The organism is Acinetobacter sp. ACNIH2 (genome assembly GCF_002934965.1).
GTDB lineage: Bacteria > Pseudomonadota > Gammaproteobacteria > Pseudomonadales > Moraxellaceae > Acinetobacter > Acinetobacter tandoii.
This window is the reverse complement of the sequence record NZ_CP026412.1, coordinates 3,736,370-3,760,667: the sequence shown is the minus strand read 5'-3', so window position 1 is coordinate 3,760,667 and position 24,298 is coordinate 3,736,370. Positions and strand designations below refer to the sequence as shown.

23 protein-coding genes and 3 tRNA genes are annotated in these 24,298 nt (G+C 39.0%); 18 read left to right on the top strand and 8 right to left on the bottom strand.

What is annotated here, in order from left to right; translation table 11 throughout:
* Positions 1-23: 23 nt before the first annotated feature.
* From purF to C3F34_RS17965, 7 genes are all read left to right on the top strand, one after another.
* Positions 24-1,565 (top strand): amidophosphoribosyltransferase, encoded by a 1,542-nt coding sequence (purF, locus tag C3F34_RS17995; RefSeq protein ID WP_104442248.1) that lies wholly within the window; start codon positions 24-26, stop codon positions 1,563-1,565.
* A gap of 130 nt (positions 1,566-1,695) precedes the next feature.
* A complete protein-coding gene (locus tag C3F34_RS17990; protein WP_416333183.1) occupies positions 1,696-3,546 on the top strand; it encodes a M48 family metalloprotease in 1,851 nt (616 codons plus the stop codon).
* 112 nt (positions 3,547-3,658) lie between these two features.
* The gene (locus C3F34_RS17985; protein ID WP_104442384.1) at positions 3,659-4,336 is read left to right on the top strand and encodes a hypothetical protein; all 678 of its coding nucleotides are present in this window, start codon (positions 3,659-3,661) and stop codon (positions 4,334-4,336) included.
* The gene (locus tag C3F34_RS17980) at positions 4,329-5,294 is read left to right on the top strand and encodes a 2-hydroxyacid dehydrogenase (protein WP_104442247.1); all 966 of its coding nucleotides are present in this window, start codon (positions 4,329-4,331) and stop codon (positions 5,292-5,294) included. The genes C3F34_RS17985 and C3F34_RS17980 overlap by 8 nt, the downstream gene beginning before the upstream one ends.
* An 84-nt stretch (positions 5,295-5,378) precedes the next feature.
* The gene (locus tag C3F34_RS17975; RefSeq protein ID WP_416333076.1) at positions 5,379-6,818 is read left to right on the top strand and encodes a M48 family metalloprotease; all 1,440 of its coding nucleotides are present in this window, start codon (positions 5,379-5,381) and stop codon (positions 6,816-6,818) included.
* A 43-nt stretch (positions 6,819-6,861) separates the two neighbouring features.
* Positions 6,862-7,227 (top strand): GFA family protein, encoded by a 366-nt coding sequence (locus C3F34_RS17970; RefSeq protein WP_104442245.1) that lies wholly within the window; start codon positions 6,862-6,864, stop codon positions 7,225-7,227.
* A 71-nt stretch (positions 7,228-7,298) separates the two neighbouring features.
* Entirely contained in the window at positions 7,299-7,664 is a 366-nt protein-coding gene (locus tag C3F34_RS17965; protein WP_104442383.1) for a hypothetical protein, read from the top strand.
* A gap of 68 nt (positions 7,665-7,732) precedes the next feature.
* Here C3F34_RS17965 and C3F34_RS17960 read toward each other — a convergent pair whose 3' ends face one another.
* Together C3F34_RS17960 and rpsU are read right to left on the bottom strand one after the other, a co-directional pair.
* A complete protein-coding gene (locus C3F34_RS17960) occupies positions 7,733-8,179 on the bottom strand; it encodes a GatB/YqeY domain-containing protein (RefSeq protein WP_016167638.1) in 447 nt (148 codons plus the stop codon).
* A gap of 37 nt (positions 8,180-8,216) precedes the next feature.
* Positions 8,217-8,432 (bottom strand): 30S ribosomal protein S21, encoded by a 216-nt coding sequence (rpsU, locus tag C3F34_RS17955; protein WP_001136722.1) that lies wholly within the window; start codon positions 8,430-8,432, stop codon positions 8,217-8,219.
* 145 nt (positions 8,433-8,577) lie between these two features.
* Here rpsU and tsaD point away from each other — a divergent pair, with 145 nt between their 5' ends.
* Both tsaD and C3F34_RS17945 read left to right on the top strand, forming a co-directional pair.
* Complete coding sequence (gene tsaD, locus C3F34_RS17950) at positions 8,578-9,594, top strand: tRNA (adenosine(37)-N6)-threonylcarbamoyltransferase complex transferase subunit TsaD (RefSeq protein WP_104442244.1); 1,017 nt, start codon at positions 8,578-8,580, stop codon at positions 9,592-9,594.
* 542 nt (positions 9,595-10,136) lie between these two features.
* Positions 10,137-11,264 carry a tetratricopeptide repeat protein gene (locus C3F34_RS17945; protein ID WP_016167640.1) on the top strand — a complete coding sequence of 376 codons (1,128 nt, stop codon included), beginning with the start codon at positions 10,137-10,139 and terminating at the stop codon, positions 11,262-11,264.
* A gap of 119 nt (positions 11,265-11,383) precedes the next feature.
* Here the strand turns inward: C3F34_RS17945 and C3F34_RS17940 are convergent, their stop codons facing one another.
* On the bottom strand, positions 11,384-12,256 hold the full coding sequence (locus C3F34_RS17940; RefSeq protein ID WP_044740814.1) for an ATP-binding protein: 873 nt from the start codon (positions 12,254-12,256) through the stop codon (positions 11,384-11,386).
* 181 nt (positions 12,257-12,437) lie between these two features.
* On the opposite strand from C3F34_RS17940, the gene C3F34_RS17935 reads away from it, so the two are divergent.
* The 5 genes from C3F34_RS17935 (at position 12,438) to C3F34_RS17915 (ending at position 15,179) form a co-directional block, all read left to right on the top strand.
* Entirely contained in the window at positions 12,438-13,952 is a 1,515-nt protein-coding gene (locus C3F34_RS17935; RefSeq protein WP_044740815.1) for a DUF3336 domain-containing protein, read from the top strand.
* A 106-nt stretch (positions 13,953-14,058) separates the two neighbouring features.
* Complete coding sequence (locus C3F34_RS17930; RefSeq protein ID WP_228155313.1) at positions 14,059-14,766, top strand: serine/threonine protein kinase; 708 nt, start codon at positions 14,059-14,061, stop codon at positions 14,764-14,766.
* A gap of 107 nt (positions 14,767-14,873) precedes the next feature.
* A tRNA-Leu gene (locus C3F34_RS17925) sits at positions 14,874-14,958 on the top strand.
* Between the two features lie 31 nt (positions 14,959-14,989).
* Positions 14,990-15,063, top strand: a tRNA-Trp gene (locus C3F34_RS17920).
* 31 nt (positions 15,064-15,094) lie between these two features.
* Positions 15,095-15,179, top strand: a tRNA-Leu gene (locus tag C3F34_RS17915).
* Between the two features lie 300 nt (positions 15,180-15,479).
* Here the strand turns inward: C3F34_RS17915 and C3F34_RS17910 are convergent.
* From C3F34_RS17910 to C3F34_RS17900, 3 genes are all read right to left on the bottom strand, one after another.
* A complete protein-coding gene (locus C3F34_RS17910) occupies positions 15,480-15,683 on the bottom strand; it encodes a hypothetical protein (protein WP_016167644.1) in 204 nt (67 codons plus the stop codon).
* A gap of 351 nt (positions 15,684-16,034) precedes the next feature.
* The gene (gene metK, locus C3F34_RS17905; protein ID WP_104442242.1) at positions 16,035-17,201 is read right to left on the bottom strand and encodes a methionine adenosyltransferase; all 1,167 of its coding nucleotides are present in this window, start codon (positions 17,199-17,201) and stop codon (positions 16,035-16,037) included.
* 346 nt (positions 17,202-17,547) lie between these two features.
* Positions 17,548-17,871 (bottom strand): hypothetical protein, encoded by a 324-nt coding sequence (locus C3F34_RS17900; protein ID WP_104442241.1) that lies wholly within the window; start codon positions 17,869-17,871, stop codon positions 17,548-17,550.
* A 513-nt stretch (positions 17,872-18,384) separates the two neighbouring features.
* On the opposite strand from C3F34_RS17900, the gene tkt reads away from it, so the two are divergent.
* Positions 18,385-20,373 (top strand): transketolase, encoded by a 1,989-nt coding sequence (tkt, locus tag C3F34_RS17895; protein WP_104442240.1) that lies wholly within the window; start codon positions 18,385-18,387, stop codon positions 20,371-20,373.
* A 369-nt stretch (positions 20,374-20,742) separates the two neighbouring features.
* Positions 20,743-21,327, top strand: a complete 585-nt coding sequence (locus C3F34_RS17890; RefSeq protein ID WP_044739839.1) for a YceI family protein — start codon at positions 20,743-20,745, stop codon at positions 21,325-21,327.
* Positions 21,328-21,431: 104 nt separating this feature from the next.
* Here the strand turns inward: C3F34_RS17890 and C3F34_RS17885 are convergent, their stop codons facing one another.
* On the bottom strand, positions 21,432-22,145 hold the full coding sequence (locus tag C3F34_RS17885) for a glutamine amidotransferase (protein ID WP_104442239.1): 714 nt from the start codon (positions 22,143-22,145) through the stop codon (positions 21,432-21,434).
* A 77-nt stretch (positions 22,146-22,222) separates the two neighbouring features.
* Positions 22,223-22,783, bottom strand: a complete 561-nt coding sequence (locus C3F34_RS17880) for a TetR/AcrR family transcriptional regulator (RefSeq protein WP_044739837.1) — start codon at positions 22,781-22,783, stop codon at positions 22,223-22,225.
* 90 nt (positions 22,784-22,873) lie between these two features.
* Between C3F34_RS17880 and C3F34_RS17875 the strand changes: the two genes are divergently transcribed.
* Both C3F34_RS17875 and C3F34_RS17870 read left to right on the top strand, forming a co-directional pair.
* Positions 22,874-23,626, top strand: a complete 753-nt coding sequence (locus C3F34_RS17875) for an SDR family oxidoreductase (protein WP_104442238.1) — start codon at positions 22,874-22,876, stop codon at positions 23,624-23,626.
* A gap of 38 nt (positions 23,627-23,664) precedes the next feature.
* On the top strand, positions 23,665-24,258 hold the full coding sequence (locus C3F34_RS17870) for a 2-hydroxychromene-2-carboxylate isomerase (RefSeq protein WP_104442237.1): 594 nt from the start codon (positions 23,665-23,667) through the stop codon (positions 24,256-24,258).
* Positions 24,259-24,298 lie beyond the last annotated feature (40 nt).

Here is a 24,298-nt window from a genome sequence, read left to right as displayed (position 1 = left end):
CCTAGCTTGTCTGCGAGGTTGCTATGTGTGGAGTTGTTGGTATAGCTGGTAAATCACCCGTTAACCAAATGTTGTTTGATGCATTAACGATGTTACAACATCGTGGACAAGATGCTGCTGGGATCGTAACTTGCCATGAAGGACGTTTATTTCTTCGTAAAGACAACGGCATGGTACGTGATGTTTTCCATACTCGCCATATGCGAGCTTTGCTTGGTAATTATGGTATCGGTCATGTGCGTTATCCAACTGCGGGTTCTTCAAGCAGTGCAGAAGCACAGCCATTCTATGTAAACTCTCCTTATGGTATTACTTTGGCGCACAATGGTAATTTGACCAATGCCGAAGAAATTCATGACGATTTGTTTAAAACAGATTTGCGTCATATGAATACTGATTCGGATTCGGAAGTTTTACTGAATGTTTTTGCGCATGAATTGCAAAAGCGCAGTAAGTTAGAGCCGACGCCAGAAGATATTTTCCATGTGGTTTCACGTGTTCATGAGCGTTGTAAAGGTGCTTATGGTGTTGTTGCCATGATTACGGGTCAGGGTTTGGTTGGTTTCCGTGATCCAAATGGTATTCGACCACTCATTTACGGTTCACGTTTAACAGAAACGGGCGAGAAAGAATATATTATTGCTTCTGAATCTGTAGCAATTACTGCGCTTGGTTTTAAAGTTGAGCGTGATATTGTGCCGGGTGAGGCAATTTTCATTAATGCTGATGGCGAAATTTTTACACAGCAATGTGCGGAAAACCCACAATATCGCCCATGTATTTTTGAATATGTGTACTTTGCACGTCCAGATGCAACTATTGATGGTATTTCAGTGTATAAAGCTCGCTTAAAAATGGGTGAGAAGTTAGCACACAAAATTCTTAGCGAATGGGGTGAGGAGCACGACATTGATGTGGTGATTCCAATTCCTGATACATCACGTACTTCAGCATTAGAGTTGGCGAATACTCTTGGTGTAAAATTCCGTGAAGGTTTTATGAAGAACCGATATATCGGTCGTACCTTCATTATGCCAGGTCAACAACAGCGTAAAAAATCAGTTCGTCAAAAATTGAACCCTGTAGAACTTGAGTTTAAAGATAAAAATGTATTGCTGGTGGATGACTCGATTGTACGTGGTACAACGTGTAATGAAATCATCCAAATGGCGCGTGATGCTGGTGCCAAAAAAGTATTCTTTGCTTCTGCGGCACCAATGGTGAAATATCCAAACGTGTACGGCATTGATATGCCTGCGAAACAAGAGCTGATTGCATCAGAGCGTAGTGTCGAAGAAATTCGTGAGATTATTGAAGCTGATCGTTTAATTTTCCAAGATTTGGAAGATTTAAAAGCTGCAGTTCGCACCAGTAAGGTTCCTGATTTACAAGACTTTGATTGCTCTGTATTTGATGGTGTTTATGTAGCTGGTGGTATTGATGCTGCATATTTAGATGAATTGGAGCAAAAGCGTAGCGATACAGCTAAGAAATCGAAAGATGGCTATATTGATGTGAATATTGATGCTGCATCTGTTGATTTAACAGGTGTGACCGAGCAATAATTTTCAACGATTTTGCGTGAAAAAGGTGGGTATTTCCCGCCTTTTTCATTTATGATGTGGCTGAATTACAATGTAATAAAGGAATTTTACATTGAAAGAAATAGGTGGCTTTTTGATCAAAAATAAAAATATGATGTGGACTGCCAGTATTTGTGCTTTGGCTGTTCTTTTGACTATGTTTATTCTCAATACTGTTTTGGGGCTTTTGGTTTATTATTTTGATCAATCACAATCTATTTTTTGGCATCAGCTTAGTCCCTACGTCATTATTTTACTGTTACTGATTATTGGCTCGTCTATTCTGTATGAATTTTATGTGTTTCGTTCAGGTGGGCATTCGCTGGCAAAACAATTACGTGCAAGAAGACTGAGTCTGATAGAAAGCACTCCAGAAGAATTTATTGCATTAAAGATCACAGAGCAGCTTTCTGAGCGTTTCCTTATTGATACACCAGCTGTATATGTGTTGCCTGATGAAGTTGGGGTGAATGCACTTACAGCAGGCTTTTTGCCTCGTGATATCGCGATTATTCTGACTTGGGGGGCTTTACAAAACTTAGATGAATCTGAGTTATTTGGTTTGTTAAGCCATGAATTTAATCAAATTTTATCTGGGGAAACTGCGGACAACACCCGTCTAAAAATTTTATACAGTGGCTTAACCACTTTTAGTCAGTGGGGGAGTAAGGTTGCGAAATTAGGCTTTAGTCGTCGTGGATATAATCAACCCCAGAAGTTCGAAACTATTTTAGTGGCATTGGGTGGTGTCATTTGGTTGGTAGGAAGTTTGGGTGTCTTAATCACACGATTTATTAAGTATTTAACTTTAGGTAGTCGTACCTTTAAAAATGATTTAAAAACCAAGCGACTGATTCAAAATAACGCGAATATCCAGACGCTATTACGTATTTATGTTCATCATGCAGGTTCACAAATTCACAGTGAATATTCTGAATCAATTTCACATATGTGTTTTGCTAATTCACTAAGTCCGCAAAGTTGGATGAATATTCATCCAAGTATTGAGCAGCGGATTTATGAAATGAATCCTGGGTTGGTGCAGGATTTACAGCTAGAAAATCTAAAAAGATTAAAAAATCAGCCCTTATTTGGTTTGTTTCGCCCGTTAGAAGAAACTAATGCTGAATACCATACGCCTTGGAGTTCACCTCAGCCTTTGCCTCTCTTGCGTTTATCTCCCATTAGTTTCGCTATTAAAGATGCAATCAAGCCGTTGAATCCTGAAGTGCGGAGCTCTATGCAGCGTCCAGAGTTGATTGAGCGAGCGTTACAAACAGCGACAGGCTCACGTGAGGTCATGGTTGCGATTCTCATGATTCGTCAATATCGCGAGTTTATTCCAGCCGAAGCAGAAGTCAGCCGTGCAATTATTGATGCATTGCTTCATTTGGATGGTCGTGTGCATTTATCTATTTTTCATGAAGCTTGTGCCAATATTGGCGGAATGCCAGCGACTATTGCCCGTCAATTTGTCACTAAGTTGGCACTCATTATTCAAGAAGATGGCGAAATAGGGCTATTGGATGCATTATTGCTTGAGCGGGTCAAATACGAGTTAAACTTATTGCCTGCGCATACTCCAACAGCTTTGGATGAGGTGAAGCCGCAAATTGTTCGTTTGATTGATGCCTTGCTACATGTGCAGCAGATTAATAGTGATAACCAGCTCACTGTTCGTGAGCGTATATTAAAAAAAATCTTGACGGTAGATGAGCTTGATATCTACGAAGAAATATCTGATGAGCCGATTGATCTTGCAGAAATTGTGCATGATATTTCGGGACTGCTTTTACGTGATCGCCTAATTATATTGGGTATTGCTGAGTTATGTCTTTGGAATGACCGCATTATTACACAAGATGAATTGGATGTTTTAGAATTATTATATTGGCGTTTTGGTTTTGAAACTGCAGAAATTGTTGAGCAAATGCAAAAGAAAAATAGTTTAATGATTATGTGATTGGGATATAAGTGCAGATCTGATAGATATTGGTGAGCGCTTTAATAAAGCACAGCAAAATGATGTGAATGTCGTTAGAATAGCGCTAAAGATTGAAATGTTGAACACAGGCATGATGGGGCATCAGCGAGATATATTGGCAACGATGGGAATTGATATCTGGATTCCTAATCATAGCGTTCGCGTGCAGCAAACTCAGCCATCTTCTTTGTGGCGTGATCAGGCTTTACCAGAAGTAATGGTAGAACTGCCTCAAAACCAGATTGAGGTCCCAGCTTTTAGTCCACCAGATATTCGTGAAATTGATTCGACATTAACTCAGTTTGTTGAAACTGAAAAAGAAAGTCGCCATCAAAATACTCAGGTTGTCTCAATTGAACCGTTAGAAGCTGTTCCTCAAGCTGCGATTCAGATTGAGGCATTTGAGTTGCAGGCGATCAGTTCAGCATCATGCTTGATTGTGGTAGATGCTTCTACTTTAAGCGAGTCGCAAGTAGAATTATGGTTAAATATACAACGTGCCATACCCACCGAATATCATGAGTTGAAATGGCCATTTCCGTTAGCTGAAATGCAAGATGGCCGTGGGGCATCCAGTTATGTTCAAGGATTTATTGATGGTATGGGGGTAGACAAAGATCTGATTGCATTGGGAGAGATACCTCATTTACAACAAGCAGATCTGCATCAATTGGCGAGTTTGCAAGAAATGCTTGATCAGCCAATTTTGAAAAAACGTTTGTGGCAGTTTATGCAAAAATCACTCAATACACGGATGACTGATGAATAAAAAAGTTGTTGTTTTTAGCCAAATTGACCCTGAAATCTTAACTCGCTTAAAAGCAGAATACCATGTTGTGGTTATAGACCCTAAACAGGGTGATGTGAATCAACAAATTCAACAGCATGTTCAAGATGCGGACGGTATGATTGGTGCGGGTCGATTGCTCAATCAAAGTAATTTGGCGACAGCGCAACAGCTCAAGATTATTTCAAGTGTTAGTGTTGGTTATGATAACTACGATGTAGATTATCTGAATCAAAAAAATATTTGGTTAAGTCATACACCACATGTATTAACAGAAACTACCGCCGATTTGGCATTTACCTTGCTCATGAGTGCAGCACGTAAAGTACCATATTTAGACCATTGGACTAAAAGTGGTGAATGGAAGCGTACAGTATCACAAGCGCAGTTTGGCCAAGACATTCATGGGAAAACTTTAGGAATTATTGGTTTAGGTAATATTGGAGCAGCAATCGCTCGTCGTGGTTTATATGGCTTTAATATGAATATTTTGTACCATAATCGTCGCGAAAAATTAGAAATGGCACAGCCACTCAATGCACAATACCGTTCTTTAGAGCAACTGTTGCAAGAGTCGGATTTTGTGGTGGTTGCAGTTGATCTGAATGCTGAATCAAAAGCCTTACTTTCTACCGAGCAGTTTGATTTAATGCAATCGCATGCGGTGTTGGTGAATATCGCGCGTGGTTCAGTGATTGATGAGCAAGCATTAATTCAAGCTTTGAAAGATCGTAAAATTTTTGCTGCGGGTTTGGATGTTTACGAGAAAGAACCACTTCAAACGTCTGAACTATTTCAGTTAGACAATGTGGTGACATTGCCACATGTAGGTTCTGCAACAGCAGAGACTCGGAAGAAAATGGCTGAGCTTGCTTATCGTAATTTAGTCGATGCTTTAGATGGACGTCAACCACGCTATTTGGTGAATCCTGACTTTTAAAATATTGATAACACATCATTGCAAATCATAAGTTGTTTCAATGTTATAGTCTGTTCAGAACGAATAATATTTTGAGATGTGACATTGAAACGGTTTTTCGTCATTGGTAGTTTGTGTGCAATAGCTCATATGGCATGGGCTGATGCAGCGCACTTTTCATCTTCTCCTCAGTTTAATGTTCCCGAAATTGGCAGTGGAATAGGCTTAATTGATCGCCAAAATGAAAAAATGATTGGAGAAAAAGTCTATCGTGAAGTGCAGCATCAATTGCCTGTTACACATAACACGTGGCTTGAAGACCAGCTTTTATCGGTATTTTCAAATATTTTAAGTCAAACTCAGTTGGGGCAGCCCATTGGTTTGGTTCTGGTTAATGATGCTCAAATTAATGCTTTTGCTGTGCCTGGGGGCTTATTTGCTTTAAATACAGGTATGATTACTTCTGCGCGCAATATGGATGAAATTGCAGGGGTGATGGCGCATGAAATTGCGCATGTTACACAACGACATTACAGTCGTTCTCAAGATGCATTTAAAGGACAGAGCTTATTGGCTTTAGCGGGCATCATTGTTGGGGCTTTGGTGGCTTCACAGGCAGACGGCAATGCCGGGGCTGCGGTGATGATGGGGTCTCAAGCTGCGTTAATGGATCAACAACTGACGTACAGTCGAAATCAAGAGCGTGAAGCTGATCGTATTGGTATGCAGTATATGTACGCTGCGGGCTATAACCCACAAAGCATGGCAGATTACTTTGAGGTGATGCACCGAGCAACCAGCCGAGTCAGTTTCTTGCCAGATTTTTGGTTAACCCATCCCTTAACTACAGAGCGTATGAGTGAAGCACGTTTACGTGCGAATCAGTTACCTCAAGTTAAAGGCAGTATGCGTGATGAAAATTTTGAAATTTTAAAATGGTATACTTTAGTCATTACGAATCAAGCGACTGAATTGCAATTGCAGAATCTTGCAAAACAAGAAAGCTTTGCAGGAGAGTTGGCTTTAGCTGCATTTTATAATCAGCAGGGTGACTATGTATTGGCTCAAACACAGCTCAATCAGCTCAAAAAACAAAATAAGTTACATAATTTACTGACTTTAATTCAAACAGATGTTTATCTTGGTCAAAATAAATTAGATGATGCTTATCAGACGATTGCATCATCCGCGCGAATTATGCCTGAGAATCGTGCTTTGGCATATAAACTGGCAGAAGTATTTATTCGTCAAAAGCAACCCGCACAAGCCAATAATTTAGTGCAAAATTTTGTGAATCAAAATCCACGTGATATTGCGGGGTGGAACTTGCTGCAACAGTCTGCGAATATTGATGTGGCTTCACCACTCCGAGCAGTGAATGTATTGCGTTATCGTGCTGAAGTTGAGTATTGGAGTGGCTTGGAAGAAGGTGCAATAAAATCATTATTGCATGCACAGCGCTTGGCGAAGGATAACGTTGCAATGTCCGCACAGTTAAAACAGCGTATTGATCAAATGCAAAAGGAGCGTCAGCTCAGAATTTAGTGTATGAATATATTATAAATTATAAGAATAATAGGAGGATAAAATGATAGAGGGACAGTGTTTATGCGGTACAGTCAGTTACCGATATCATGGGGAAATTGAGAAATCAATTTTATGTTACTGCCAGCATTGTCAAAAAGCCCAAGGGGGTTTTGCTGGTTGGAATAGCCCATTGCAAAAGTCATTATTTGAAATTGTACGTGGTGTGAAAGTACTAAAAGAGTATTTTCATAGCCCAAACAAAGCCCGTGTTTTTTGTCAGGAATGTGGAAGCCCTATTTTTTCCTATCGTGTAGATTTGCCAGATATTATCCGGCTAAGACTGGGTACGGTCACTGTAGGACAAATACCCCCACCAACTGAAGAAGCATATAAGCAATATAAGCCTGAATTTATTCAAATTAAATAAACGATGCTGGTTTTGCTATAATAGGCGCTGTATGATCGCGGTCAATCATGTTTTGATTTTTAATGGTTCACATGAAGAATAAAGTTCAATTTTTAGCAGCACTTTGGCTTGCTGTTTCTTGTGGTTCGGCTTTTGCGAGTGTCGAAGATTATGTGGTTACGGTGGATAAAATTAATCGTAATTACAAAGCGGATATTCGACAGTTCTTTTTGCAACTTAATCCGCAACAAACCAGTTTTACTGCTGAACAGCAAATGCGATATTGTGGAATTATGGGGCGTTATGTAGATCAGCTATATATAGCGGCAGATAAGAATAGAAGTTCGCTTGATGCGCAATATCGAAATTTAACTAAACAAGATGTGATTCAACAAGTAATGTCATCAAAAGAGATGATGATTTTGAAGAAATATAATGTGCAGTGTAATTTGACTTAAATGCTGTTATCTAAGAACTGTCTTATTGTTAAGGCAGTTCAACGATAAAGAAAGAATATTTTGAAAGATTAAGCGAGTTTCGCTTTAATTTTAGCGGAAACAAGAGCAGGATCGGCGCGCCCGGCTATGAGCGGACGCAGAGAGTTCATCACCTTACCCATATCTTTCATGCTAGTAGCTTCTTGAGCAGTAATTGTTTGCTCAATGATAGAATCAAGCTCTTCCTCAGTCATAGCTTCTGGTAGAAATTGAGATAAAACGTCAATTTCGGCTTGTTCTTTACTAGCTAAATCATCACGACCAGCACCTTCAAAGGCTTTGATCGATTCTTTACGTTGCTTTATTTGCTTTTCAATGACCGCAAGAGTTTGAGCATCGTCAAGCTCTTTGCGCTCATCGACTTCGATTTGCTTGATTGCTGCTTGTAGACTACGAATGACCGTTAACTTATCCATTTCTTTAGCACGCATAGTGGCTTTTAAAACTTCAGTTATTTGGTTTTTTAAAGTAGTCATTTATTTTTCCAAGTCGTCAATCAATCACAAATTAATCTTAGTAAAGGCGTGTAGTACGAACTGATTCGCGCGCCAATTTCTTTTGGTAGCGCTTAACAGCAGCAGCTTTTTTGCGCTTACGTTCTTGAGTTGGTTTCTCATAGAATTCGCGCTTACGAACGTCAGCTAAAACACCTGCTTTTTCGCAAGAACGTTTGAAACGACGGATAGCTACGTCTACTGGTTCGCCTTCTTTCAATTTAACTTGTGGCATGAAGAATCCTCATTAAGTTATGGATAAGATCTCAGCATGATTGCCTTGATCACAAGTGAAGGTCAGTATTTTACTCATTTACATCTCATACCACAAGTCTATAATAGGTTTCGCTTTAGATTTGATATAGGTTGTAGGCAGTTTAATGATCGTTTTAGGCTTAGAAACATCGTGTGACGAAACAGGTTTGGCACTGTATGACAGTGAAAACGGCTTACGCGGGCAAGTTTTGTATAGTCAGATTAAACTGCATGCAGAATATGGTGGGGTCGTACCAGAATTGGCTTCGCGTGACCATGTACGCAAATTGATCCCATTATTAAATCAATTGCTTTCGGACAGTGGCGTTAAAAAATCCGAAATTGATGCGGTTGCATATACACGTGGGCCAGGATTAATTGGCGCGCTCATGACAGGCGCTTTGTTTGGTCGAACTTTGGCTTTTGCTTTAAATAAACCTGCTATTGGTGTGCATCATATGGAAGGGCATATGTTGGCACCGTTACTCTCTGCGACACCGCCTGAATTTCCTTTTGTTGCACTGTTAGTGTCTGGTGGGCATTCTCAGTTAATGGCAGCCTATGGCATTGGGCAGTATGAATTGCTCGGCGAGTCTATTGATGATGCTGCGGGTGAAGCCTTTGATAAAGTGGCGAAAATGATGGGTTTACCATATCCAGGTGGTCCAAATATTTCTAAACTGGCAGAGCAGGGTGATCCAAACGCATTTGCTTTCCCTCGCCCAATGTTGCATCAGGGCTTAGAGTTTTCATTTAGTGGTTTAAAAACAGCTGTATCTGTACAAATGAAAAAATTGGGTGATGAGAACCGTGATGCTGATATTGCTGCAAGTTTCCAAGAAGCGATTGTGGATACTTTAGTTAAAAAATCCGTTAAAGCATTAAAACAAACAGGTTTAAAGCGTTTAGTGATTGCCGGTGGTGTTAGTGCGAATAAGCGTTTACGCGAACGTTTAGAAGCTGATTTGGTGAAGATACGTGCTCAAGTGTATTATGCAGAACCTGCACTTTGTACGGACAACGGTGCCATGATCGCATTTGCAGGCTATCAGCGTCTAAAAGCAGGGCAACAGGATGGATTGGCGGTAACTACGACACCGCGCTGGCCGATGACAGAGTTAAGTAATCCTGCGGACATTTAAATCGTCTTAATCAAATTGTGTAGTAATAAAAAAAGCCCGACATCCTGTCGGGCTTTTTCGTATGGGGTATTTAGTATAACTCCTGTCGTACCTCACGTCCGAGTGCTGACTTTATCATTGTTGTTTTGAGTTTTTGGAACATCATGTTCTCTATGACTTTATAATATAAATCTTGTGGTGAATGGTATAGCGATTATCTGCCTGAATAGGTGTAAGCAGAAGCTTATAGAGTTGTAATACACTTACCCCTAGGGTTATCCACAGAAATTGCGGATAAAATTAAGGGTTCTAAGTGTTGATTTACCTAGTGTTATTGAATTTTAGTATGTTTTTTGATCTATCTGGAGTGTTGAAAGTAAGAATACTGCTGATAAGAAGTAGATGATCTAAAATATAAATAATTTTTTCATGTGATATATTTGCGGTGAGTTAAATTAAGTTGTGAGTGAGTTCATGTTTAGATAACTGTCAATTTTATAAGAGTTATTTTAATTTTGCGTATAATCAACTAGATTTAATTCATGATGTTTAAATGTTAAAAAATGAGTATTAAAAATATTTTATTCAAAGTAACTGTTTTACCTATATTGCTTGCTATTAGTCCAACTTTTACCAAATTTATAATCTTTAAGTACACATCAATATTCGCTAATCGAGGGCATGCAAATGCCCAGTATAATTTGGGAACACTTTATCAGGTTGGTCAAGGTGTACCTCAAAACTATAAGGAAGCAGTTAAATGGTTTAGAAAGGCGGCTATTCAAGGTAATGATTCGGCTCAGTACAATCTTGGAGTAATGTATCAGAAGGGGCAAGGTGTAGAGCAGAACTATGAAAAAGCTTTTGAGTGGTTTAGCAAGGCTGCGATTAAAGGGATTGATACAGCACAGTTTAACCTTGGATTAATGTATCAAAAGGGTCAAGGTGTAGAGCAGAACTATGAAAAAGCATTTAAATGGTTTGGCAAAGCTGCTGCACAAGGAGATACTGAAGCGCAAAATAACTTAGGTTGGATGTATCAGCATGGTGAAGGCACGTTACAAAACTATGAAAAAGCCTTTGAATGGTTGAGTAAGGCTGCAGCAAAGGGGAGCTCTTTAGCACAAACTAACCTTGGCTGGATGTATCAGCAAGGTCAAGGAGTTATTCGAAATTATACTCAGGCATTGGAATGGTATCGCAAGGCAGCTAAACAGGGCGTTACAAAGGCGCAATATAATATTGGAAGGATGTATCTGAATGGTGAAGGTGTGACCCAGAGTGATACGAAAGCCTTTGAATGGATTCATAAGGCTGCTCTTCAGGGAGATATGGATGCACAAAATCACCTTGGAGTAATGTTTGTTACGGGTCAAGGTATTTCTCAAAGCAATATGAATGCATTTGAATGGTTTAGTACTGCAGCGGCTCAGGGATGTGCTAGTGCGCAAACTAACCTTGGCTCAATGTACTACCAAGGTCTTGGCATAATTCAATGTTATGAGAAAGCGTTTGAATGGCTTAGTAAGGCCGCTGAACAGGAGGATATGAGCGCTCAATATAGCCTAGGTACTATGTATGACAACGGCTATGGAGTTGTCAAAAATATTGTCTTGGCAAAAGAATGGTATTCAAAAGCCGCGAATAATGGTCATGCCCAAGCCCAATTGGTACTTGATGAAATGCAATAAATATAGATTTCGCTAATGCACAAATATTTTTTATTTATAAGACAATAAACTAAATCGAATAAAAAAGCTCAATTTGAGACAATTGAGCTTTTTTATAAATTTAATATAGCGATAAAAAATTAGAGCTGCTGTAATTGCTGTGAACCTACCCAATGTTTTGAGAATTGATAAGCGGCGCGCCCAGAACGTTGCCCACGTGCCTGACACCATCTCAATGCTTCTGCGCGTACTTCTTCAGTCATTGGCATTTTTAATTTTGCTAAATAGTGCTCAACGATTTCTAAGTAAAGTACCTGATCCATAGGATAGAACGACAACCACAAGCCAAAGCGATCAGACAACGAAATCTTTTCTTCAACCGCTTCTTGAGGGTGCAGTTCTGTGTATTGTGGAACGTCAACGCGGGTGACAGGTGTATTTTCATGCATAAACTCAGGAAGTAAATGACGACGGTTACTGGTGGCGTAAATAATAAAATTACTTGAGCCAGACTGTAATGAGCCATCTAAGACACTTTTTAAACTTCGGTAGTTTTCATCTTCTGCGTTAAATGCTAAATCATCACAATAGACGATGAACTTTTCAGGACGGTTTTGAATAATTTTTTGAATTTCGGGTAATTCTGATAAATCATCACGTTCAATTTCAATTAAACGTAAGCCTTGATTTTGATATTGGCTTAATAAAGCACGAACAATAGATGACTTACCCGTACCACGTGAGCCTGTCAGTAATACATCATTTGCAGGTAATCCATTTAAAAATTGTAGCGTATTTTGAATGACTTTGGCCTTTTGACGCTCAATCCCTTTTAGGTCGTCTAAATCAATTTTCTTGGGATGAAAAATTGGAATAAGTTGCTTATTTTGCCATTTAAATGCTGGAGCGGAAAAGTCAGGTTCTTGTTTCAATGCGGGAAGTGTTTGATGTAATTGAGCAAGAACTTGTGATAGGGATTGTAAAATGGTGTCAGGTAATTCGATAGTTGCCATAGTCATTCAGCTTATAATTACGATAAAGTAGCAAATAAGACCAACATCAGCCTTGGTTTTAGACTGTATAGTATTATGACTATGATTGCTAATCGAATCGTAATTCGCTTAAGCCAAATTTTAAAATTGAAAATGAAGAAGTTAAGTTAATGTATTTAAGCGCAGGTGTTTGAGGGAAGCTATGTTATTTCAAGAATTCATACAGGACATGAATCCACATCAAGCCTATCGTATAAAAAAGTTAAAACGTGAATTAGAACATGCGGAAAGTTATGCAGAGTGGAAAAGTATTGCGCTCAAAATTGATCAAGAGTCGGGAGCGCAAGAGTGGAAGTATGATAACTGCTCGCCTTATTTTGATGCGGAAATGATCTCATATCGTTTGAAATTACTAAAACGCTATCGCTATCAGCACCGAACACGTGACTTAATGTATTTATTACGTGAGGGGCTAACCTATGACATTGCCAATATCGCACATCCAATGCTTTTTGCAGCGACGTATGTAGGTACTAAAACTATTATAGAGGACTATATTGAAGAAGTAAGCGCGAGCTTAGCGTTTATTGCCTCAGAAGCTTGCGAGTGTCTTTCTCATCAAGAGAAAATGGATTTCTTTAAACATTGTGAAAAAGCATATGGACAGCCAGCGCTAATGTTCTCTGGAGGTGCAACTTTAGGTTTGTTTCATACTGGGGTGTGTAAAGCCTTACTTGAGCAGGATTTAATGCCTAAAGTGCTTTCAGGTTCAAGCGCGGGTGCAATTATGACTGCTATGCTTGGTGTCTCAAATCCTGAAAATATTTCGAAAATATTAAATGGCGAGAACTTTTTTAGTGAAGCTTTTCATTTTCGAAAGTTGGGTGACTTGTTAAAAGGCAACGGTGGCGTTGCCGATGTGAAGTATTTGAAAAAATTCCTCGTTGAAAATTTAGGCAATGTTACTTTTGATGAAGCATTCAAACAGTCAGGGTTATATATTAATGTTGCGGTAGCACCTTACGATGCTTCACAGGAAGCGCGTATTATGAATACCTATACTTCTCCTGATTTATTGGTGTGGAGCGCGGTATTGGCTTCCTGTGCGGTTCCTATTTTATTTCCGCCTGTTAAGCTCACCAGTAAACGCTATGATGGCGAACTTACGCCATACATGGCAACGACACGTTGGGTAGATGGCAGTGTACGGAGCGATTTCCCACAACAGAAAATGGCACGCCTTTATAATTTAAATTACAGTATCGCCAGTCAGGTTAACCCACATATTGTGCCATTTATGCAGGATGATGTTTCTCGGTTCAGACGTGATATGTTGAGTTGGCCTGAGCGTATTATTCGTCGTCAAGGCAAAGTTATCGCTAAGGGTGTGATGGACTTTACGCGTGAACGGGTGGGGAAAGTGCCATCTATACGCCGTTTACTTGATCATGGTTATGGTGTGGTGGATCAGCGCTATTATGGTGATGTCAATATTATTGGTAGATATAGTCTGCGTCATTATAGTTATATGTTGCAAAATCCTCGTCCACACTTATTTAAGTTGTTACAACGCGAAGGAGAGCGGGCAACATGGCCCAAAATATCGAGCATTGAAACTCATGCTCGAATTGGGAAAACCATCCAGCACGCTTTAGAGCTTCTGAATTATCAGCAATTACACCGACAACAAACACATGTCCAAGTTCATACTGCCTGATTTTAATCATATAGATTGTTTGGAATTAAAAACCAAGACGAACAGCCTGCGATATGGACGCAGGCTTTATTATTTTCAGTATCAAGAAAAGCTTTATTGGTTAAAGATGCAAATGAAACAAGGGCATCATATCTACCAACAAGGATTTCAGCATGAATTGGCTTTTTATCAAGAAAGTCTGAACTCTACTTCATTGTCTAGGATCATATTGCCTTGTGAAATCGTGCCTAAAGCATTTTTAGCATCTAAGGCAGTAGATATTGAAGTCGAGCAATCCTTAGCGCAGATGCTTGTTCTGCCTCATGCAGCATCATATTTTAGTGTTAGTGCTCAGACATTGCCGATTGCAAGTATTCAGCATTATCTATTACGTGCTTTAGATGTCCTACAGGGATTACATGAAGCAGGATGGATACATGCTGATTTAAAACAGGAGCATTTTGTAGAATATCAGGGGCAGGTCAAACTGATTGATTTTGAGCAAGTGCAGCTTATTTCACGGCATGTGAGTACTGAAATGAATGCAACACCTCGCTATATGGCACCAGAATTATTTCACGGTGAAGTGAAAACAATACAATCTGATATTTATGCCTTAGGCATTATTTTCTATGAATGGCTATCTGGGCAGAAATTATGTGCAGAAAATTATACAGAATGGGCATATTTGCATTGTCAGCGGTTACAGACTGAATTACCTGAGAAACTTTTAAGTTTTCAATCACTTCTTTCGAAGATGTTGGCAAAGCATCAAGCCGCAAGATTTGACAATATTTATGCAATAAAACAGGCCTTAGTGTCTGAAATTGCTTAAGAAAAGTACATAAAAGAGGTTTTTGTTTTATATTTAATCAAACAAGAGTTTTTTTCATAAAAAGGGCTTGCCAGAGGAGGGTGATCTCTATAATATACACAGCCATCGGGGGCGTGGCGAAATTGGTAGACGCACTGGATTTAGGTTCCAGCGCCGCAAGGTGTAAGAGTTCGAGTCTCTTCGCCCCCACCACTTAATCATCAGTTGATGACGTTTAAGTAACAGAGGATTGGTGTAATGGTAGCATGACGGTCTCCAAAACCGTTCGTCAAGGTTCGAGTCCTTGATCCTCTGCCAAATTTATTCACTTTAAAGTGAAACCCGGTATGGGGGCGTGGCGAAATTGGTAGACGCACTGGATTTAGGTTCCAGCGCCGCAAGGTGTAAGAGTTCGAGTCTCTTCGCCCCCACCATTTAATATACTGGGAAAGATGAAGCAAGGTTAAAACCTTGTTTTTTTTCGCCTGGAGAAAAGTGAATGTTTAAAGTTCACTAAGAAAATTGTGCATATTAAATTTTCTAAATATGAAAATGGGTGTAGAGGATGCTCAATCACTTTCAAAGGATGCTGGATTTGAGAATCGCTGTATTTTAGGCTAGCCTGAATGAGTTAAATGTGGGAAATAAAAAAGCCCCGTAGGGCTTAAATACATAGGAATAGCAACTCGATGAACTGTGAAAATCGTGTACGACTTACAGGAATGCTTATTTCATTACGCTTTTAAATGATCTTCAAATTCTTCGCCTAATTGCATTGCTAAAGAATTTCCTGCCAAATCACAGGTAACTAAGCCATATTCTTTTTTGAAACTAAAGGTAAAACCACGATCATCAGCGAGGCTTTTAACTGAATAACCTAATTTTTCTAACCAAATACGAAATGCGATTAAATTTTTTGCTTTCACAACCTTTTTCACGAGAGAACTCCTGTAAACATATAAATATTTAATAGGGATAGGCAAAATTTTTTAAAGGGCAAAAACCTATTTTTTTATTTATAAGCATTTTTTTGCCTAATTTCTATGCTGTTGTGTAATTGATTTGGCGAATCTAATTATGGGGGAGTGGCTGAGTACAAGAGTTAGTGAATTGGTATTTTAAAATTAATGGTTTGATTTATATAGTATTATTATTTTTCTAAATAGGAAAATATTTTCGTATTAAGGTATCAAGTATCAATATGTAAGAAATATTTTGTTATGAGAAATTATTTTGCAGTAGGTGTAAAAAAGCTCACAGAAGTGAGCTTTTTTTGATGATGGGAAATATTAGAGACCCGCAGAAGACTTAAGTGCTTCAACTTTGTCTGTTTTTTCCCAAGTAAATGCAGTATCTGAACCTTCGCGACCAAAGTGACCATATGCAGCAGTTTGCTTGTACATTGGTTGAATAAGGTCAAGCATGCGTGTAATGCCGTATGGGCGTAGATCAAAGTGTTCACGAACCAATTGAATAATCAATTCATCAGGCACTTTGCCCGTGTTAAATGTATTAATAGAAATAGAAGTCGGCTCGGCAACACCAATTGCGTAAGACACTTGAATTTCACATTTATCAGCTAAGCCAGCAGCAACAATGTTTTTCGCAACATAACGACCAGCATATGCAGCAGAGCGGTCAACTTTAGATGGGTCTTTACCAGAGAAAGCACCACCACCGTGACGTGCCATACCACCGTAAGTATCTACAATGATTTTACGACCTGTTAAACCACAGTCACCTACTGGACCACCAATCACAAACATCCCTGTTGGGTTGATGTGGAATTGAGTGCCTGCATGGAACATTTCCGCAGGAATAATTTTTTTCACGATTTCTTCAATCACAGCTTCTTTTAAGTTCGCTTGTGAAATTTCAGGATCGTGTTGTGTAGACAGTACAACTGCGTCTAAACGTACAGGCTTGCCATTTTCATAAGCAAAAGTCACTTGGCTTTTTGCATCTGGGCGTAACCATGGAAGTGAGCCATTGCGACGTAATTCAGCTTGTTTTTCCATTAAGCGGTGTGCATATGAAATTGGAGCAGGCATAAGCACATCAGTTTCACGGCTTGCATAACCAAATATTAAACCTTGGTCACCTGCACCTTGGTCTTCAGGTTTTTGACGGTCAACACCCTGAGCAATTTCAGGAGACTGTTTACCAATCATGTTGATGACCGCACAAGTCGAACCATCAAAACCTAAATCTGAATGGTGGTAGCCAATACCGTTTACAGTTTGACGAACAACAGCTTCGACATCAATGTTTGCAGTTGTTGTGATTTCGCCAGCAAGTACGACAGCACCCGTTTTTACAAGCGTTTCACAAGCAACCCGCGCATATGGGTCTTCTTTTAAGATTGCATCCAAGATAGCATCACTGATTTGATCAGCCATTTTATCTGGATGGCCTTCGCTTACAGATTCCGAAGTAAATACAGCGTACTCGCGCATAAGTCCTATCACAGTTAATTTTAAAGACGCAATATGTTACATCGAGTTAGACTTTAGGACTAGCTCAACTTGTATAAAAAAGGATGAATTTATTTCAATTCAATGACTTTTTATCTGATATAAGCATCTATAAAACTGATAAAGCAGCAATTAATTGTTTTGGCTTTAAATATTTTGTGTATATAAATTAAACAATTTAATACACAATTATACTTAAGTAGAAAAAATTGATGAAATTTAAAGGGGATGAAAATCATTCTTCTGACTGTTGGTTAAGCATGTTCATACTTAAAGAGTGATGATAAAGATCATAAAGCAGAACTAAACACAGAAAAATAACGACGGTTTAAAAGAAGTCACAAGTCCGTAAATTATCGATGACAGGGATTGGGGTATAGTGAGCGTATTTTATTCGTATTTTTGAAGGGGGAATTGGAATTGAGACAAGCCATTTAAATTGATATGTATAGGAGGGCGTGAAGCGTTCATCCGAATGGTCTAAATAAGTGTTGTTATCCATCATAAAAGCTATTTCATTAGAGGAATGGCGCTTTTGTGTTAAATAAACCGATTCTAAATCAGTGAAGTAAGCTTTATGTTTTTCATCTTCAGTATTTTTAGCACCATAACTTTCCGCAGCAAAACCATTAGGAATCAAAATTATTGGCATAAGGAGTACCTAACTTGATAGTCACTTTGTTCTTAAGTGCATCAAAAAATTAACTCCTCAGAAATCTAATTTTATTGAGAAATACTTATGTCTGCCTTACATGGATATTTAGTGCAGTTTCAATGATGTTAGGTTTTTTTATGTGAAGAGCTTTGTTAGAGCTAGGTTAACTTTGCTTGGATCTTGCATTCATCTGAAATAAACGTGAATTTTGTGTCAGAAGAAGCTATTTCTAATTCTAAACTGTATTTCAAAGCTTTAATCTGATTTTACAGGCATGATAATAGGCAATATGGTGTTGCGTGTAACTCTAGATCAAAATAATAATTTTTTTTGTTTGCTCGTATAAATAAAATTCTTAATATTTCCATTCATTCAAGTCCACATAAGTAGCAATTAATAGGGAAAAATTGTGTATAAGGCTTTACCCATCTCGCTTTTTTTAAGACAATAGTGCCTAGTTTTGAATGTGATATTCATCTTCTTTAAATTGTTTTAATTGGACTCTGATCTATGACAACCCCTTTGAACGAACGTCGTATTGCAAATGCAATTCGTGTATTGGCTATGGATGCTGTGCAAAAAGCCAACTCAGGACATCCAGGTGCACCAATGGGGATGGCAGATATTGCAGACGTCGTTTGGCGCGAATTTTTAAATCATAATCCAACAAACCCACAATGGGCGAACCGCGACCGTTTTGTATTGTCGAATGGTCATGGTTCAATGCTTCAATATGCATTGTTACATTTAACAGGTTATGAGCTTTCAATCGAAGATTTGAAAGCTTTCCGTCAGCTTCACTCTAAGACACCGGGTCATCCAGAATTGGGTTATGCGCCTGGTATTGAAACTACAACTGGGCCGTTGGGTCAGGGTATTGCCAATGCTGTAGGTTTTGCGTTGGCTGAAAAAACTTTGGCAGCGCAGTTCAACAAAGAAGACTTGGCAGTTGTTGATCATTTCACTTATTGTTTCTTGGGTGATGGCTGTTTAATGGAAGGTGTTTCGCATGAAGCATGTTCACTAGCAGGTACTTTAGGTCTAGGTAAATTAATTGCTTACTACGACGACAATGGTATTTCAATTGACGGTGAAGTCGAAGGTTGGTTCTCTGACGATACAGAGCAACGTTTCAAATCTTACGGCTGGCAAGTACTTCGTGTAGACGGTCATGATAACGATGCGATTCGCGCAGCAACTTTAGAAGCGAAAGCGGAAACTAAAAAACCTACCATCATTATTTGTAAAACAATTATTGGTTTAGGTTCTCCAAACAAACAAGGTAAAGAAGACTGTCACGGTGCACCTTTAGGCAATGATGAAATTGCATTAACACGTGAAGCTTTAGGCTGGACAGAAGGTCCATTTGAAATTCCTGCTGACGTTTATGCAGCATGGGATGCAAAAGCAAAAGGTGCTGAATCTGAAGCAGCTTGGAATGCTGTATTTGCTCAATATCAAGCGAAGTATCCTACAGAAGCGGCTGAATTGTTACGTCGTATCGAAGGTGACTTGCCTGTTGAATTTATTGCTCAAGCAGATGCGTTCATTGCAGAAACTAATGCTAAAGCGGAAACAATTGCGACTCGTAAAGCAAGCCAAAATACTTTACAAGCGTTTGGTCCATTATTGCCTGAATTATTAGGTGGTTCTGCGGACTTAGCTGGTTCTAATTTAACACTTTGGAAAGGTTGCCAAGGTGTTCAAGATAACCCTGCCGGTAACTATGTACACTATGGCGTACGTGAATTTGGTATGACTGCAATAGCGAATGGTGTTGCATTGCATGGTGGTTTCATTCCTTACGTTGCTACATTCTTAATGTTTATGGAATATGCGCGTAATGCAGTTCGTATGTCTGCATTAATGAAACAACGTGTAATTCATGTATATACGCATGACTCTATTGGTTTGGGTGAAGATGGTCCTACACATCAACCAGTTGAACAAATTGCATCTTTACGTGGTACACCTAACTTAAATACATGGCGTCCATGTGACACTGTTGAAGCAGCTGTGTCTTGGAAATCTGCGCTTGTACGTAAAGAAGGTCCTTCTGCGTTAATCTTCTCTCGTCAAAACTTACCATTCCAAACTCGTACTCAAGCACAAATTGAGAACGTAGCAAAAGGTGGTTATGTTCTTGCTGAAGAAAAAGGCGAATTAAAAGCAATTATTATTGCAACCGGTTCTGAAGTGTCATTAGCGATGGAAGCATATGCACAATTAGAAGGTGTGCGTGTCGTTTCTATGCCATGTGCTGAAGAGTTCATGAAGCAAGATGCTGCTTACCGTGAAGCTGTATTGCCAGCTCATATTCGTGCGCGTGTTGCAGTTGAAGCTGCGCATGTCGACTACTGGTGGAAGTTTGTTGGTCTAGATGGCAAAGTAATTGGTATGACGACTTATGGTGAATCTGCACCTGCGAAAGACTTGTTCCAGTTCTTTGGTATTACGACTGAAGCAGTTGTAAATGCAGTAAAAGAATTGACAGCTTAATCGGTCATTTCTATATAAAAACGCCTCTAATGTGAGGCGTTTTTTTATGGTTATAAAATTCATAAATCATAGTAATAAAAGATCATAACAACAAAAGCAGATAAAACTAAATTTTAAATGGATCACACAGCTAAAAGTCTTAGGGTTGTATATTCCACAGTAAATAGATCAACTGTTATTTGAACATACTAAAATGAAAGATAGGTGATTAATTTAGTGAGTAATCTGTCACAATCGTTCTAATAAAATCCATAATAATATTAATCCTTTAAACTGTTCTAAATTTGAAACATATCGTCTTATCCATAACAGTGAATTATAATTTCAAAGGTATACACTAATAATCATTCTGAAACGAGATAAAATCACATGAATTTAAAAGCATTAACTTTGGGTTTAGCAGTTGCTTCAGTTGCAACATTCTCTATGGCAAAACCTGTGGCATATCAAATTGATCCAACACACACGGCAACAGTATTTTCTTGGAGCCACTTTGGTTTTTCTACACCATCTGCAAACTTTAGTAATATTCAAGGCACAATCAATGTAGATAATGAAAAACCTGCGAATTCTTCAGTGAATGTAACTATTCCATTGTCTAGCTTAAATACCAACGTGGCTGCATTAGATGAGCATTTGAAAAAAGCTGAATTCTTTGATGCGATCAATTATCCAAACATCACATTCAAAAGTACGAAAGTAGAATCTTTAGGTAATAACCAATATAAAATTACAGGTAACTTAACTGTTAAAGATGTCACTAAACCTGTTGTGCTTGATGCTGTAATGAACAAGCAAGGTGAACATCCAATGACTAAGCTACAGTCGATTGGTTTTAATGCTACAACTTCATTTGACCGTTCTGCATTTGGTGTCGGCGCATATGTACCGAATGTGGGTGATAAAATTACAGTAAATATCACCACTGAGGCATCAGTTCCTGCGAAGAAATAATCTCCCCACGATTTCTTCGGGAAAGTAAAAGGCACTCGCATTGAGTGCCTTTTTTATGTCTGTTAATTCTTGGGGTAATAGAGGATCGATTTGATTGAGCAGTCTTACTCAATATGCTGCATAAAAAACTCAAGCACTTGTGGTGCATGTTGCTCTAAATCAGGTGCAAAACGTTGGTTATCGGCACGTAGGTTAGGAATATCAATTTTTGCATGTCGTAGTTCGCAGGTATGACCAATCAGCCATTTTTCCATTGCATCCGCAGCGACTTCAACATGAAATTGTAGTCCCAAAATATTATTACCGATTTTAAATGCTTGGTTTGGATATAGGGTAGAACTTGCCAGAAGTTCTGCAATTTGCGGTAAATCGAATGTATCGCCGTGCCAATGTAAAACTGGCGTATCAGCTAGGCTGGTGAGAGGATTCTGTGCGACAGGCTTGATTTCTAAACGACTCCATCCAATTTCTTTTTGTGATCCCGCATAGACTTTGGCACCTAACGCATGGGCAATCAATTGAGCACCTAGACAAATGCCGAGTGTCGGTAAATTGCGTGTTAGTCGCTGCTTGAGTAGCTCAATTTCTTGTGTAAGAAAAGGATAATCTTCGGTTTCATAGACCCCAATTGGCCCGCCTAAAATTACTGTCAGCCCTTTATGCTCTAGGGCTTTACGCAGGTCATCAACACCTGCCTCTACATATCGAACGCGAAAGCCAAGTTGATAAAAAGTATCCTCTAAAGCACCTAGGTCTTCAAAAGCAAGATGTTGAATGGCATAAATGGTCTCAGGAAAATCGGGATCTGTTGTTTTCATACGCTTTAAATTGTGATGAATAAACGAAATGGTTTTGAATATATACCAAAATAATAAAGCTAAGTAAGTAATAAAGTTTAAACATTAAGGCTTGCTTTTAAAAAAGCTTTGCTAGATTCGATCACTTGTTTTTGTATATTTTCATCTGCCATACCACGCGCAAGACTAATCGCACCCACCAGTTGGCAAAGTACAGCCCATGCTTTGTCTTCACTACCTAAATGTTGAGTAAATAGGGCATGCCCGCGCAGTAATTCTTGTTGATAAATCTGTTTGATGTCGATATCCGAGCGGGCTACTTCACTGGCAAGCGCAGGTAAAATACAACCATGATCTGCATGCTGCACATGAGAGATATTGAGGTAACGGTTTAACTCAAAATCTAGCCATTCATGCGGACTATTGTGAGGATTATTTTCCCATCTGGAAAAACTTTGCTGTAGTTCTGACTCTAATAAAGCTTTTAATAACGTATGTTTGGAAGCAAAGTGTGAATAGAAAGCTCCACTGGTTACACCAGCAGCTTTCATGAAGCCATCCACGCCTGTTGCAGCAAAGCCTTGCTGTTTAGCCAGTTGACCACTGATATACAGTAATTCTTTGCGTTTTTCTTGTTTGTAGCCTGGTTTATATCGCATGTGAATGACTCATAAACGAGATTTGACGATAAATAAATTATAACATAGTATTCGTTATGGTAACGATCGTTATTCAATAGAATGCAAAAAATGAATGAGAAAAATGAGCCAGGAATTGGACAAAAGGGTGTTGCCCTAGTTATTGGTGCAGGTGATGCAACAGGGGGGGAGATTGCAAAACGCTTTGCGCGTGGCGGATATATAGCATGTATGACACGCCGTAATGCTAATAAGTTACAGCCTTTAATTGATGAAATTGAAACCATGGGAGGTACGGCTTACGGTTTTGCTTCCGATGCACGTAAAGAAGAACAAGTGATTGAATTAATTGAACAGATAGAAAGTTCAATAGGTCCGATTGAAGTGATGGTCTTTAATATTGGGGCGAATGTACCGTGCAGTATTTTAGAAGAAACCGCGCGTAAATATTTCAAAATTTGGGAAATGGCATGCTTTAGTGCTTTTTTAGTTGGACGAGAGGTTGCTAAGCGTATGGTGCAGCGTGAACAAGGCAGCATTATTTTTACAGGGGCAACGGCTGGTGTTCGAGGTGCTGCAAATTTTGCCGCCTTTGCAGGTGCTAAACATGCATTACGGGCTTTGGCACAAAGTATGGCACGTGAATTAGGACCAAAGAACATTCATGTTGCACATGTTGTAGTCGATGGAGCAATTGATACAGATTTTATTGAAACCACCTTTCCTGAACTTTATGCACTTAAGTCGCAAGATGGCATATTAAACCCCGCGCATATTGCAGAAAATTATTGGCATTTGGCACATCAACCTCGTGATGCATGGACACATGAATTAGACTTAAGACCTTGGATTGAACGTTGGTAATGCAAATATTTCAAAATGTTAAATAGGGAGATTTAAAAATGCAAACAATAGAATTTTATTTTGATTTAGGCAGTCCATATAGTTATATAGGTTTTCATCGTATCCAAAAAATAGCTGCAGACAGACATGCCAACATTCTTTGGAAACCGATGCTTTTGGGCGGGGTATTCAAGGCAACGGGTAACAGCAGCCCCATGATTGTTCCCGCAAAGGCACAATATGCCATGAAAGATTTAAAGCGCTGGTCGAAGCTCTGGCAGATTCCCATGCAAATGAATCCTTATTTCCCAATTAATACTTTACAATTAATGCGCTTAGTCACTGCTGTACAGATTTATCAACCTGAGCAATTTTTGCGTGTACTTACAGGTGTATTTCATGCCATGTTTGGTGAGCCACGTAATCTGAATGATCTACAAGAGTTTAAAAAAATGCTTATAGATTTGGACTTGGATGTACAACAGGTACAAGATTGGTTGGAAGATGAGCAAGTCAAACAACAGTTAAAATCGGTTACTGAAGAAGCTGTACAACGCGGGGTGTTTGGGGCGCCGACGTGGTTTAGTCAGAATGAAATGTACTGGGGTATTGATCATCTGCACTTTTTAGAACATGCATTAACTTCCGCTTAAATTATATTAATAGTTTCAGAGCAAATCTCTTGGATGGTTT